This is a genomic window from Streptomyces sp. MAI_2237 (assembly GCF_054189285.1).
Map to the genome: position 1 here is coordinate 816,723 of NZ_JAJPGQ010000003.1, position 13,336 is coordinate 830,058.

A 13,336-nucleotide genomic window follows, 5' to 3' on the forward strand; every position below is an offset into this window, starting at 1 on the left:
TGGAACCCACCTCCTTTGGACTCAGCGGCCACGGTCGTTCCGTGGCAGGAGGGTCGTGATGCGTACGCAACGGTATCGGCCGCCACTGACAATCGGGGGTGACCTCGCGGTTTACCCGATCGGGCCTGGGCAGACACCAATGCAGACGGTACAGACTACCCGTACACCGGCTTCCGGTTGAAATCCGGCCCGGGGGACCGTCAGTCTGTACACATCGGGTGTGTATGGCGCTACGATGCGCCGCCTTTCGCAGGAGGTGCCCCATGGCACAGGCATTGCGACCCAACACCGCCGGAGGCCTCTTCGCCACGGACGGAAAGTCCCACCCCATCCAGGACGCGCTGCTGGCGGTCACCCTGGTGCTCGGTGTGACGGCGTTCGTGACGGGTTTCTTCGACCATCTGCACCTGCTGAGCTCCTGGGCCGGCCTGGTGGGCATCCTCACCGGGGCGTACGGCCAGTGGATCTCGGAGACGACACGCGAGCGCTTCGGACTCATCCTGGGTCTCGGTGCCTCCGGGGTCGGCTTCTTCCTCGGCATGGCGAACGGTGGCCTCTTCGGCGGGGTCATCGGCGGCTGACGCCTGGGACAACGTCCCCTCAACTCGACACAAAGCACAATGGAACGCCCCGGCGGCCCATGAGCCGGGGCGTGGGTTCCGTACGCCCAGCCGGGGCGCGTGCAAGGCGCAGTAGGCTTCGGCCCCAGAGCCGGAGCCCCTGTACCCATGGGGACACACCAGCCCGAGGAGCGCCCCGACATGAGCCTGACCCTGAGGACGATCAGCCGCGAGCAGCATCTGGCGTACATCCAGAGCCTGCCGTCGGCGAGCCACATGCAGGTCCCGGCCTGGGCCGACGTCAAGGCCGAGTGGCGGTCCGAGAGCCTGGGCTGGTTCGACGAGCGGACCGGTGAGATGGTCGGCGCGGGTCTCGTCCTCTACCGCCAGCTGCCGAAGATCAAGCGCTACCTCGCCTACCTGCCCGAGGGCCCGGTCATCAACTGGTTCGCGCCGAACCTGACCGAGTGGCTGGAACCGATGCTCGCCCACCTCAAGCACCAGGGCGCGTTCTCGGTGAAGATGGGCCCGCCGGTGATCATCCGGCGCTGGGAGGCCACGTCCATCAAGGCCGGCATCCAGAACCCCGACGTGAAGCGGCTGCGCGACATCGAGGCCGACTTCATCGAGCCGCGCGCCTTCGAGGTGGCCGACAAGCTGCGCCGCATGGGCTGGCAGCAGGGCGAGGACGGCGGCGCTGGCTTCGGTGACGTCCAGCCGCGCTACGTCTACCAGGTGCCGCTGGCGAACCGCTCCCTGGAAGAGGTCCACAGGAACTTCAACCAGCTGTGGCGCCGCAACATCAAGAAGGCCGAGAAGGCCGGCGTCGAGGTCGTCCAGGGCGGCTACCAGGACCTCGAGGAATGGCAGCGGCTGTACGAGATCACGGCCGTGCGCGACCACTTCCGGCCGCGCCCGCTGTCGTACTTCCAGCGCATGTGGACTGCCCTCAACAGCGAGGACCCCAACCGCATGCGGCTGTACTTCGCCCGGCACAACGGCGTGAACCTTTCGGCGGCCACCATGCTGATCGTCGGCGGGCACGTCTGGTACTCCTACGGCGCCTCCGACAACATCGGTCGCGAGGTCCGCCCCTCCAACGCCATGCAGTGGCGGATGCTGCGCGACGCCTACGCGCTCGGCGCGACGGTGTACGACCTGCGCGGCATCTCCGACTCGCTGGACGAGACCGACCACCTCTTCGGCCTGATCCAGTTCAAGGTGGGCACGGGCGGCCAGGCCGCCGAGTACCTCGGCGAGTGGGACTTCCCGCTCAACAAGCTGCTCCACAAGGCGCTCGACATCTACATGTCACGCCGCTGAATTCCCGTGTCGCGCCGCTGAGGCCGCGTCCTTCGCTTCAATAGCTCCCATACCTCTGCGACACCGCAGCCACCAGAAAGGTTCCAGGTCCGGCCATGGCGCTCACGCTCTACGTCGACACCGCGCGCTGGCGGGCGCACCACAAGCAGGTGCAGGAGCAGTTCCCGGGTCTCGTTCCGGTCTGCAAGGGCAACGGCTACGGCTTCGGGCACGAGCGGCTGGCGGAGGAGGCCACGCGTCTGGGGTCGGACGTCCTCGCCGTCGGCACGACGTACGAGGCCGCGCGCATCAAGGACTTCTTCGGCGGGGACCTGCTGGTGCTGACGCCCTACCGGCGCGGCGAGGAGCCCGTGCCGCTGCCGGACCGGGTCATCCGCTCGGTGTCGTCCATCGACGGCGTGTACGGCCTCGTGGGCGCCCGGGTGGTCATCGAGGTGATGTCCTCGATGAAGCGCCACGGCATCAGCGCCCAGGAGCTCCCGCAGCTGCACGCCGCCATAGAGAACGTGCGCCTCGAAGGCTTCGCCATCCACCTGCCGCTGGACCGCACGGACGGCTCGGACGCCGTCGAGGAGGTCATCGGCTGGATGGACCATCTGCGGGCGGCCCGGCTGCCGTTGCACACCATGTTCGTCAGCCACCTCAAGGCCGACGAACTGCACCGGCTGCAGCAGCAGTTCCCGCAGACCCGTTTCCGCGCGCGGATCGGCACCCGGCTGTGGCTGGGGGACCACGAGGCCACCGAGTACCGAGGTGCGGTCCTGGACGTCACGCGTGTCGCCAAGGGTGACCGGTTCGGCTACCGCCAGCAGAAGGCGGCCTCGGACGGCTTCCTGGTGGTCGTGGCGGGCGGTACGTCGCACGGGGTGGGCCTGGAGGCCCCGAAGGCGCTGCACGGCGTCATGCCGCGCGCCAAGGGCGTCGCGAGGGCCGGCCTGGCCACGGTGAACCGGAACCTTTCTCCGTTCGTCTGGGCGGGCAAGCAGCGCTGGTTCGCCGAGCCGCCGCACATGCAGGTCTCCATCCTGTTCGTGCCGTCGGACGCGCCCGAGCCGAAGGTCGGGGAGGAACTGGTGGCCCATCTGCGGCACACCACCACGCAGTTCGACCGGATCGTCGACCGCTGAGCAAGAGCCCCCGAGCAGCCGAAAGGCCGTACACGAGCGCTTCGTGCACGGCCTTTCGCATGGGCCTTCCGAGGCTGTTCGCTCAGAGCGAACCGTCCGTCGGGGGCGCCGTCCCCTGGCCGCCCCACTCCACCTGCGGCCCCTCGAAGTGGGCCGCGTGCCGCGGGGGATGGGCCGCGGCACCGACCACGAAGACGTCCTCCGCGCCGTCCAGCACGCCCCCTGAGGGGTCGTCGTCCCCCGCCCTGCGCACGACGTCCCGCTCCGGCATGAGGATGTCGCGTACGACGACGGCGCACAGGTAGAGCGTCCCCAGCAGATGGACGCCGATCGCCCACTGGTAGCCGACCTCGGGCAGCCCCTTGTGGGCGTCCCCGCTGGTCGTGTACGCGAGGTACATCCAGATCCCGAGGTAGTACACGACCTCGCACGCCTGCCAGATCAGGAAGTCCCGCCACTTGGGGCGAGCCAGGACGGCCAGCGGGACGAGCCACAGGACGTACTGCGGCGAGTAGACCTTGTTGGTGACGATGAAGACCGCGACGATCAGGAACGCGAGCTGGGCGAAGCGCGGCCGGCGGGGAGCCGTCATGGTGAGCACCGCGATGCCGACGCAGCAGAGCACCACCAGTGACGCGGCGAGGTGATTCACCGTGTCGGTGGACAGCGGGTCGGTCGAGTGCTGGGCCAGGATCAGCCAGAAGGAGCCGAAGTCGACGCCCCGGTCGTGGCTGAACTTGTAGAACTGCCACCAGCCGTCCCAGGCGAAGTACATCACCGGCCCGTTCACCACGAGCCAGGAGACGACCGCGCCGCCCAGTGCTTTGCCGAAGTCCCGCCACTTGCCCGCCCGCCAGCACAGCAAGAACAGCGGGCCCAGCAGGAACACGGGATACAGCTTGGCGGCCGTGGCAAGGCCCAGGAGGACGCCGAAGGCGAGGGAGCGGCCCCGGGACCACATCAGCATCGCCGCGGCCGTCAGAGCGACCGCCAGCAGGTCCCAGTTGATGGTGGCGGTCAGCGCGAAGGCGGGCGCCAGGGCGACCAGCAGACCGTCCCAGGGCCGGCGGGCCTGCGTCCGGGCCACGCAGACCGCGATGATCGCCGCGCAGACCATCAGCATCCCGGCGTTGACCATCCAGTACCACTGCTCCTGGTCCTGGATGCTGCCGCTGCCCGGTGTGAGCCATGCGGCGACCTCCATGAACACACCGGTCAGCACCGGGTATTCGAGGTACGGCATGTCGCCGGAGAGCTTGTCGAAGTACGGCACGAGCCCGTCGGCGAAACCGCGCCCCTGATAGAGGTGCGGGATGTCGGAGTAGCAGGCCTTCGTGTACTGCGAGCTGGCGCCGAAGAACCAGGCGCTGTTGTAGCAGGGCGCCTTCTGGATCATTCCGAGGGCGAACATGCCGATCGCGACGAGCGCGACGACCCGGACGGGGGTCCACCAGGACATCCCGAGCAGGGCCCGCCGGCCGAGAGGGCCGCCGATCAGCTCACTGCCGGACCGGGCGATCGGGTCCTCCCGCGTCGGACGCACCGTGTCCTGCTCGTGCACGCTCGCTTGCGTCGATTCTGCGCTGGGCATGTCGCACATCCTGCCGTACATGTCTGGGAATACGCCGAGGGCCGCCTCACCCTCTCAGGTGCGGCGGCCCTTGTTTCACGTGAAACGCATATGCGCGTTTCACGTGAAACACCCGTACTGGGCGTTTTGGCGGCTACCCGCCGGTGCCTCCGAAGAGGCCCCCGTTGCCATTCCCTCTCGTGCTCCCGGTCCCGGTCGTGTCGGTCGCCGTCGGCGACGAGGTCACGCCTCCGTCCGTCCCGCCGGTGTCCGTGCCGCCGTTGGTGCTGCACTGCCAGCTGAACTTGCAGGACTCCGTCGGCGAGGGCGACGGGCTGGTCAGCGTCTCGCTGGGCGTCGGACTCGGCGTCGGACTCGTCGTGGTCTGACTCGGCGTGACGCTCGGCGTCGGGCTGGGCACGTCGTTGACGATCTCACCGATGGGCTCCGGCGTGGGGAAGTCCTTCGGCGGCGAGCCCTTCAGGGCCTGCTCCATGTAGTCGTGCCAGATCTCGGCCGGGAACGAGGCACCGTGGATCTTCTCCTGGCCACCCGTGCCGTACATCTCGAGGAACTCGCGCTTCTTGTTCTTCTCGTTGTCGTCCAGCCGGAACATGGTGATCGCGGTGGACAGCTGCGGGGTGTAGCCCACGAACCAGGCGGACTTGTTGCCGTCCGTGGTACCGGTCTTGCCGGCCACCTCTCGGCCGGTCAGCCGGGCGCTGGTACCCGTTCCCTTGTCGACCACGGTCTTCAGGACATCCGTGACGTTGTCGGCGACCTGCGGCGTGAACGCCTGATCGGTGACGACCTTGTGGTTGAAGACCTCGCCGTCCTTACTCGTGACCTTCTGCACCGAGTACGGGTCGCGCTGCTCGCCGCTGGCCGCGAAGGTGGCGTACGCGCCGGCCATGCGGATCGCGCTGGGGTCGGAGATACCGATGGAGAACGAGGGGAAGTTGGTGCCGGCGAGGCTGCCCTTCAGGATGCCCGCGTCCATCGCGGACTCCTTGACCTTGTCCAGGCCCACGTCCATACCCAGCTGGACATAGGCGGAGTTCACGGAGAACTGCATCGCCTGGCGGAGGTCGATCTGGTAGTTCGGCGGGTTGCCCAGCGACTCGTTGCCGTCATTGGTCTGGAGCCACTCCTTGCCCTTGTCGTCCTTCCAGAAGTCGCCGTTGTACTCCTTGATCTTGAGCTTGTTCTTGCCGCTGTAGAGGCTCTTGGGCGAGACCTGCGTGCGTTCGTCCTGCGGTTGCTCCGCGGGGCCGTCGGGGTTGCGCACACCCCACTTCATGGCCGCGGCGAGCACGAACGGCTTGAAGGTCGAACCGACCTGGGCACCGGTCGAGTCGGCGTTGTCCGTGAAGTGCTTGGTCGCGTCCTCACCGCCGTAAATGGCCCGGATGGCGCCGGTCGCCGGGTCCACCGAGGCACCGCCGAACTGGACGTGGGTGTCCGTCTTCGGGCGTTGCTTGGGCTTGATGTTGGTTTTCTGGACGTTCTGGACCGCGGCCTTGAGCTGGTTGATCTTCTTCTTGTCGAAGGTCGTGTAGATCGAGTAGCCGCCCTGCTGCAGCTTGTCGGCGCTGATGATCTTGTTGTTGACCAGGTACGCCTTGGCGAGGTCGACGAGATAGCCGATCTGACCGCTGAGCTGGGTGTTGGACCGCGGGTTCTTCACCGCGGGGAGCCTGGTGTACTTGGCCCGGTCCGTGGCGGACAGGTAGTGGTACTCGACCATCTTGTCGAGGGTGTCCTGCATCTGCGCCAGCGCACGCTTGCTGTTGGCGTCCGCCGTGGCCGTCGGGTCGATGGAGGTCGCGCCCGCCGGGTCGTAGTACGTGGCGCCCTTGAGCATGGCCGCCAGGAACGCGCACTCGCCGGGGTTCAGGTCGACGGAGTCCTTGTTGAAGTAGGCGCGAGCGGCCGCCTGGATGCCATAGGCGTTGCGCCCGTAGTACGCGGAGTTGAGGTAGCCGGCCATGATCTCCTCCTTGGAGACCGTGGCACCCACCTTTATGGAGATGAAGATCTCCTTGAACTTACGCGTGAGCGTTTGCGACTGGTCGTCCAGGCGGGCGTTCTTCACGTACTGCTGGGTGATGGTCGAGCCACCCTGCGTGTTGCCGCCCCGGGCCATGTTGAACACGGCGCGGGCGATGCCCTTGGGGTCGACGCCGCTGTCGGTGTAGAAGGTCTTGTTCTCCTGGGAGACGACGGCGTGCTGCATCGCCTTCGGGATCTGGGAGATGTTGACGATCTGCCGGTTGGTCTCACCACCGGTGGCGACCATCTCGCTCTTGTCGGACCAGTAGAAGACGTTGTTCTGCGCGGTCGCGGTCTTGGCCGGGTCGGGAATGCTCACGAGCGCGTAGCCGACGCCGGCGACAGCGACCATGCTGCCGATGAAGCCGATGAACAGGCCGGCCACCAGCTTCCAGGACGGCATCCAGCGCGCCGCGCCGTACTTGCCCGCGCGCGGATAGTCGATGATCCGCTTCTTGCCGGGAGGGGCCGCGCGGCCCCTGCCCCGGCCAGGGCCCCCCGGACCGCCGGGCGGCGCACCGCGTCGACCTCCGCGGGCGGGCTCGGGCGCCCTGCGGCGATTACCCGTACTTCTCTGTGCCGCACGCCGGGCATCGGCACGGCCGCTGTACGACCGTTCCTCCTCGGCCGGCTGCTGTCCCAGCCCGTAATCGGCCGGGGACCCGGTGGCGCCTCGCGGTGCCGCGCGGCGGCCGGAGGACGAGCCGGACTGGCCGCGTCGGGCCGCGGCACGTCCGCCTCCCTGCGGCTGCGGCGGTTTGCGACGGTGCTCGCTCATCGAACGACTACTCCTCGGGCAGGCGCACCCGTGCGCGCCTGGAAACGGCGGCTGGTTTCCGGTCCCCCCGAAGTACGGATGTGGTCGGTCCCGCATTCATCCGTACCGACTCCGGGAGGCCGACGCCCCCAGACGTCACTTGGCTCCCGGTGGTGTGCATGGCGCACAGACTACGCACCGTCAAAACCCGCCGAGCACACAAGTTCATCCCAAATCAGGCAACTTGCCTCGGATGAATAAGTGATGTGATCCCGTTCACCATCCCCCCACTTGTCGCATGCGGAGGGGCGTTCTATCGTCATGATGTATCGAGTCGATACATCGGAGCGAGATAAAGCGAGGAGGCGAGCGGATGAGCCGGCGTTCCGGGATTCTCGAGTTCGCCGTCCTCGGCCTGCTCCGCGAGTCCCCGATGCACGGCTACGAGCTGCGCAAACGGCTCAACACCTCACTCGGTGTGTTCCGTGCGTTCAGCTACGGAACGCTGTACCCCTGCCTCAAGACGCTGGTCGCCAACGGCTGGTTGATCGAGGAGCCGGGGACCTCTTCGGAGGACGCGCTCGCCGCATCACTCACAGGACGTCGCGCCAAGATCGTCTATCGGTTGACGGCGGAAGGTAAGGAGCACTTCGAGGAGCTGCTCTCGCAGACCGGTCCGGACGCGTACGAGGACGAGCACTTCGCCGCCCGGTTCGCCTTCTTCGGACAGACGTCGCGCGACGTACGCGTGCGGGTGCTGGAAGGCCGGCGCAGCCGGCTGGAGGAGCGTCTGGAGAAGATGCGCACCTCCTTCGCCCGCACCCGGGAACGACTCGACGACTACACGCTCGAGCTCCAGCGCCACGGAATGGAGTCCGTGGAGCGCGAAGTGCGCTGGCTGAACGAGCTCATCGAGAGCGAGCGGGCCGGACGGGACCTCCGCGGTTCCGGCTCCGGGGGGCCCGCTCAGCAGGACACCACACATGGATCGACGGGCGGCCTGCCCCGTTCCGGGGACACCCCCGGCGCGGATACGCCCGGCGACACCGCCACGTGAGCGCCCAGTCAGGGCCTCACTCGTACACACAGGGAGCAGCCGGAATGGGTTCGGTTCGCGTAGCCGTCGTCGGCGTGGGCAACTGCGCCGCGTCGCTGGTGCAGGGAGTCGAGTACTACAAGGACGCCGACCCGGCGTCGAAGGTCCCCGGCCTGATGCACGTGCAGTTCGGTGAGTACCACGTGCGCGACGTGGAGTTCGTCGCCGCGTTCGACGTCGACGCCAAGAAGGTCGGCCTCGACCTCGCGGACGCGATCGGCGCCTCCGAGAACAACACCATCAAGATCTGCGACGTGCCCTCCACCGGCGTCACGGTGCAGCGCGGCCACACCCTCGACGGTCTCGGTAAGTACTACCGCGAGACCATCGAGGAGTCCGAGGCCGAGCCGGTCGACGTCGTCCAGGTCCTCAAGGACAAGCAGGTCGACGTCCTGGTCTGCTACCTGCCGGTGGGTTCCGAGGACGCGGCGAAGTTCTACGCCCAGTGCGCCATCGACGCCAAGGTCGCCTTCGTCAACGCCCTCCCGGTCTTCATCGCCGGCACCAAGGAGTGGGCGGACAAGTTCACCGAGGCGGGCGTCCCGATCGTCGGTGACGACATCAAGTCCCAGGTCGGCGCCACCATCACGCACCGCGTCATGGCGAAGCTGTTCGAGGACCGCGGTGTCATCCTGGACCGCACCATGCAGCTGAACGTCGGCGGCAACATGGACTTCAAGAACATGCTCGAGCGCGAGCGCCTGGAGTCCAAGAAGATCTCCAAGACGCAGGCCGTCACCTCCCAGATCCCCGACCGGGACCTCGGCGAGAAGAACGTCCACATCGGCCCGTCCGACTACGTGGCCTGGCTGGACGACCGCAAGTGGGCCTACGTCCGCCTCGAGGGCCGCGCCTTCGGTGACGTCCCGCTGAACCTGGAGTACAAGCTCGAGGTCTGGGACTCCCCGAACTCGGCCGGCGTCATCATCGACGCGCTGCGCGCCGCGAAGATCGCCAAGGACCGCGGCATCGGCGGCCCGATCCTGTCGGCGTCCTCGTACTTCATGAAGTCCCCGCCGGTGCAGTACTTCGACGACGAGGCCCGCGAGAACGTCGAGAAGTTCATCAGGGGAGAGGTCGAGCGCTAACCACGCGCCCCCGCACTGAAAACGCTCCTGCCAGGGCTTGAAGGGTCCCCGGGTACTCCACCCGGGGACCCTTCCCTGTGTGAGGCTGTGCCCCATGCCCGTCGTCCGTGACCTGCGCGTCCTGCTCCGCCTCCGGTACTTCCGGCGCCTGCTCGCCGTACGGCTGCTCTCCCAGGGCGCGGACGGCGTCTACCAGGTCGCGCTCGCCGCCTACGTCGTCTTCTCACCGGAGAAACAGACCTCGGCCGCCGCCATCGCCTCCGCCATGGCGGTCCTGCTCCTGCCGTACTCCGTCGTGGGCCCCTTCGCCGGCGTCCTGCTGGACCGCTGGCGCCGCCGCCAGGTCTTCCTCTACGGCAATCTGCTGCGGGCCCTGATGGCCTCCGCGACGGCTCTGCTGATCCTCGGTCACGCCCCGGACTGGCTCTTCTACGCCTCCGCGCTGTCGGTCACCGCCGTCAACCGCTTCGTCCTGGCGGGCCTGTCCGCCGCCCTCCCCCGTGTCGTGGACGCCGAACGGCTCGTGCTCGCGAACTCCCTCTCCCCGACCGCCGGCACCCTCGCCGCGGCCGCCGGTGGCGGACTCGCCTTCGTCGTACGCCTGGTGGTGGCCGACTCCGACGCCGCCGTGGTGCTGCTGGGCGCGCTGCTGTATCTGTGCGGGGCGCTGGCGGCCCTCCGCCTGGGGCGCGAACAGCTGGGCCCCGATCCGGAGTTGGTGCAGCCCCGGCTGGCCGCGGCGGTCACGGGCACCGCACGCGACCTGGCCGGAGCGGTACGCCATCTCGCCGCCCCACCGCGCCGGGAGGCGGCCTGGGCGCTCGTCGCGATGACCTTGATGCGGTTCTGCTACGGGGCCCTGCTGGTGACACTGCTGATGCTGTGCCGGTACGCCTTCTCCTCGACCGCCGAGGAGGGACTGCGGCTGCTGGGGCTGGCGTTGGGGACCTCCGCCGCCGGCTTCTTCGCGGCGGCCGTGCTGACGCCCTGGGCGGCGGGGTCGCTCGGCCCGGGGCGCTGGATCGTCGTCTGCGCCGGCGCGGCGGCGATCCTGGAGCCCGCTCTCGGCCTCCCGTTCGCCACCGGCCCGATGCTGGTCGCGACGTTCGTCCTCGGACTGACCACGCAGGGAGCGAAGATCGCGACCGACACCGTGGTGCAGTCCTCGGTCGACGACGGCTTCCGTGGCCGGATCTTCTCCGTCTACGACGTCCTGTTCAACGTCGCCTTCGTGGGTGCCGCCGCGGTGGCCGCCCTGATGCTGCCGCCGGACGGTCGTTCAACGGCGCTGGTCATCGCGGTCGCCGCCATCTACGGGGCGGTTGCGGTGGCTATGGCCCGCTTTGGTGTCCGGTAAGTGTCACATCAAGGCCACAGAGCCCCTCCCGGTGACGGGAGTGTCAGTGGTGGCCGGTAACTTACCTGCGTCTTACGCCGCTCTTATACAGAGCGTTCACCAACTCTCCAGGGGGAACCCACCGTGTCCACTCCGCCCCAGGGTCAGAACCCGTTCGCACAGGGACAGCAGCCGCAGGCCGCACCGCAGGGCCAGGCTCCGTACCCGCCCCAGGGCGGCTACCCGCAGCAGCCGGGTCAGCCCGGGTTCCCCACCGCGCCCTACGCGCCGGTTCCCCCGCAGCGCAGCCGCAAGCTCAGCTTCAAGGCGATCCGGATCATCCTGGTCATCGTCGTCGGCCTGGGCTTCGGCATCTACAAGATCATATCTAGCCAGGACGACGCCGACACGGCCAAGGTCGGCGACTGCATGCACCGTGGCAGCACCAACGACAGCAACCCGGACCTCGAGGTCGTGAAGTGCAGCGACTCCAAGGCCCAGTTCGTGGTGCTGGCCAAGATCAGCGGCAAGTACTCCTCGGTCGAGGCCGAGACGAAGTGCACGGCCGCCGCGAAGGACTTCCAGTACTCGTACACCCAGAGCGGTGACGGCAGCGACTTCCTGCTCTGCCTGAAGGACTACAAGAAGTAGGCCGGACAGACCGGGGGCGGTGTTTCACGTGAAACACCGCCCCTCGGCACATCCCCGGGGTCATGTTTCACGTGAAACATGACCCCGTTTTCGTGGCCTCAGCTCTGCTCGGCCCACCACTCCTTGAGCGCCCGTGTGGCGGTCTCCTCGTCCATGGGGCCGTTTTCCAGGCGCAGTTCCAGCATGTGCTTGTACGCCTGGCCGATGACGGGACCGGGTTCGACTCCGAGGATCTGCATGATCTGGTTGCCGTCGAGGTCCGGGCGGATCGCGTCCAGTTCCTCCTGCTCCTGGAGCTGGGCGATGCGCTCCTCCAAGCCGTCGTAGGCGCGGGAGAGCGCCGTCGCCTTCCGCTTGTTGCGGGTCGTGCAGTCGGAGCGGGTGAGCTTGTGGAGGCGGCCGAGGAGCGGGCCGGCGTCACGGACGTACCGCCGGACGGCGGAGTCCGTCCACTCGCCGGTGCCGTATCCGTGGAAGCGGAGGTGGAGTTCGACCAGACGGGAGACGTCCTTCACCAGTTCGTTGGAGTACTTGAGAGCGGTCATCCGCTTCTTCGTCATCTTCGCCCCGACCACCTCGTGGTGGTGGAACGAGACCCGTCCGTCCTTCTCGAACCGCCGCGTGCGGGGCTTGCCGATGTCGTGCAGGAGCGCGGCCAGGCGCAGGGTCAGGTCGGGTCCGTCCTCCTCCAGGGCGATCGCCTGTTCCAGGACGATGAGCGTGTGCTCGTACACGTCCTTGTGGCGGTGGTGCTCGTCGCTCTCCAGCCGCAGGGCCGGGAGCTCGGGCAGCACGTGGTCCGCGAGGCCGGTGTCGACGAGCAGCGTCAGGCCCTTGCGCGGGTTCGCGGAGAGGATCAGCTTGTTCAGCTCGTCCCGTACCCGCTCGGCCGAGACGATCTCGATGCGTCCCGCCATCTCCTTCATGGCCGTCACGACCTCGGGAGCCACCTCGAAGTCCAGCTGCGCGGCGAACCGTGCGGCCCGCATCATCCGCAGCGGGTCGTCGGAGAACGACGCCTCGGGGGTGCCCGGCGTGCGCAGCAGGCGCCTCGCCAGGTCGGCGCGCCCCTCGTGCGGGTCGATGAACGTCTTCTCCGGGAGCGCGAGGGCCATCGCGTTCACCGTGAAGTCCCGCCGGACGAGGTCCTCCTCGATGGAGTCGCCGTACGACACCTCGGGCTTGCGCGACGTCCGGTCGTAGGCCTCCGACCGGTAGGTCGTCACCTCGATCTGGAAACCGTCCTTCTGCGCGCCGACGGTGCCGAAGGCGATGCCGACCTCCCAGACGGCATCCGCCCAGGGCCGGACGATCTTCAGGACGTCCTCGGGCCGCGCGTCGGTCGTGAAGTCGAGGTCGTTGCCGAGCCGGCCGAGCAACGCGTCCCGGACCGAGCCGCCGACCAGGGCGAGCGAGAACGCGGCCTCCTGGAAGCGACGGGCGAGGTCGTCGGCGACGGGGGCCACCGACAGCTGCTCACTCGACATGCGGGGCGGCACCTCACTCTGGGCACGGGGGTTGTCTTCGTTGGCGTTCGGCACAACAGAAGAGAGTACGTGTCCAAGGGGGCCCGGGGCGCCTCCATTGAATGCGCACAAGCCGGCCGGGGCGTCTGCTGCCATACCCGCTCAATAGCAGTGCTCGTGAGGTAAGACACCGCGCTGCTTGATACGGGAACATATAGGACGTACCGCCGCCCCCTGGCGATCTTGCGGAGCAGACCGCGGCACTTACCCTCAGCGCGCATCGTTACCATGCGTGGACGCACATTGCGAC

General features: G+C 68.0%; 10 protein-coding genes. 7 read left to right on the plus strand and 3 right to left on the minus strand.

The features are described 5' to 3' along the window. Positions 1 to 263: 263 nt before the first annotated feature. The 3 genes from LN251_RS14050 (at position 264) to LN251_RS14060 (ending at position 3,010) form a co-directional block, all read left to right on the plus strand. Entirely contained in the window at positions 264 to 581 is a 318-nt protein-coding gene (locus LN251_RS14050) for a hypothetical protein (RefSeq protein WP_458244730.1), read from the plus strand. Positions 582 to 761: 180 nt separating this feature from the next. Then, positions 762 to 1,883 carry a peptidoglycan bridge formation glycyltransferase FemX gene (gene femX / locus LN251_RS14055; protein ID WP_362983888.1) on the plus strand — a complete coding sequence of 374 codons (1,122 nt, stop codon included), beginning with the start codon at positions 762 to 764 and terminating at the stop codon, positions 1,881 to 1,883. Positions 1,884 to 1,978: 95 nt separating this feature from the next. Next, positions 1,979 to 3,010: an alanine racemase gene (locus LN251_RS14060; protein ID WP_058924320.1), complete on the plus strand. Its 1,032-nt coding sequence runs from the start codon at positions 1,979 to 1,981 to the stop codon at positions 3,008 to 3,010. An 82-nt stretch (positions 3,011 to 3,092) separates the two neighbouring features. On the opposite strand, the gene LN251_RS14065 is transcribed toward LN251_RS14060, so the two are convergent. Together LN251_RS14065 and LN251_RS14070 are read right to left on the minus strand one after the other, a co-directional pair. Then, positions 3,093 to 4,601: a glycosyltransferase family 87 protein gene (locus LN251_RS14065; protein WP_458244731.1), complete on the minus strand. Its 1,509-nt coding sequence runs from the start codon at positions 4,599 to 4,601 to the stop codon at positions 3,093 to 3,095. Positions 4,602 to 4,734: 133 nt separating this feature from the next. Next, complete coding sequence (locus LN251_RS14070) at positions 4,735 to 7,410, minus strand: transglycosylase domain-containing protein (RefSeq protein WP_458244732.1); 2,676 nt, start codon at positions 7,408 to 7,410, stop codon at positions 4,735 to 4,737. A 352-nt stretch (positions 7,411 to 7,762) separates the two neighbouring features. On the opposite strand from LN251_RS14070, the gene LN251_RS14075 reads away from it, so the two are divergent. The 4 genes from LN251_RS14075 (at position 7,763) to LN251_RS14090 (ending at position 11,560) form a co-directional block, all read left to right on the plus strand. Further along, positions 7,763 to 8,446, plus strand: coding sequence for a PadR family transcriptional regulator (locus LN251_RS14075; protein ID WP_058924318.1), 684 nt, complete (start codon positions 7,763 to 7,765; stop codon positions 8,444 to 8,446). Positions 8,447 to 8,490: 44 nt separating this feature from the next. Then, positions 8,491 to 9,573 carry an inositol-3-phosphate synthase gene (locus tag LN251_RS14080; protein ID WP_458244733.1) on the plus strand — a complete coding sequence of 361 codons (1,083 nt, stop codon included), beginning with the start codon at positions 8,491 to 8,493 and terminating at the stop codon, positions 9,571 to 9,573. 94 nt (positions 9,574 to 9,667) lie between these two features. Then, positions 9,668 to 10,930 (plus strand): MFS transporter, encoded by a 1,263-nt coding sequence (locus tag LN251_RS14085; protein ID WP_458244734.1) that lies wholly within the window; start codon positions 9,668 to 9,670, stop codon positions 10,928 to 10,930. A gap of 123 nt (positions 10,931 to 11,053) precedes the next feature. Next, the gene (locus LN251_RS14090; RefSeq protein WP_458244735.1) at positions 11,054 to 11,560 is read left to right on the plus strand and encodes an LppU/SCO3897 family protein; all 507 of its coding nucleotides are present in this window, start codon (positions 11,054 to 11,056) and stop codon (positions 11,558 to 11,560) included. 98 nt (positions 11,561 to 11,658) lie between these two features. Here LN251_RS14090 and LN251_RS14095 read toward each other — a convergent pair whose 3' ends face one another. Continuing rightward, positions 11,659 to 13,101, minus strand: coding sequence for a CCA tRNA nucleotidyltransferase (locus LN251_RS14095; RefSeq protein ID WP_458244736.1), 1,443 nt, complete (start codon positions 13,099 to 13,101; stop codon positions 11,659 to 11,661). Positions 13,102 to 13,336 lie beyond the last annotated feature (235 nt).

Bases quoted from the DNA above. Each gene is read 5' to 3' on its own strand.
- LN251_RS14050 (WP_458244730.1), top strand. From the start codon at position 264: ATGGCACAGGCATTGCGACCCAACACCGCCGGAGGCCTCTTCGCCACG.
- femX (WP_362983888.1), top strand. From the start codon at position 762: ATGAGCCTGACCCTGAGGACGATCAGCCGCGAGCAGCATCTGGCGTAC.
- LN251_RS14060 (WP_058924320.1), top strand. From the start codon at position 1,979: ATGGCGCTCACGCTCTACGTCGACACCGCGCGCTGGCGGGCGCACCAC.
- LN251_RS14065 (WP_458244731.1), bottom strand. From the start codon at position 4,601: ATGCCCAGCGCAGAATCGACGCAAGCGAGCGTGCACGAGCAGGACACG.
- LN251_RS14070 (WP_458244732.1), bottom strand. From the start codon at position 7,410: ATGAGCGAGCACCGTCGCAAACCGCCGCAGCCGCAGGGAGGCGGACGT.
- LN251_RS14075 (WP_058924318.1), top strand. From the start codon at position 7,763: ATGAGCCGGCGTTCCGGGATTCTCGAGTTCGCCGTCCTCGGCCTGCTC.
- LN251_RS14080 (WP_458244733.1), top strand. From the start codon at position 8,491: ATGGGTTCGGTTCGCGTAGCCGTCGTCGGCGTGGGCAACTGCGCCGCG.
- LN251_RS14085 (WP_458244734.1), top strand. From the start codon at position 9,668: ATGCCCGTCGTCCGTGACCTGCGCGTCCTGCTCCGCCTCCGGTACTTC.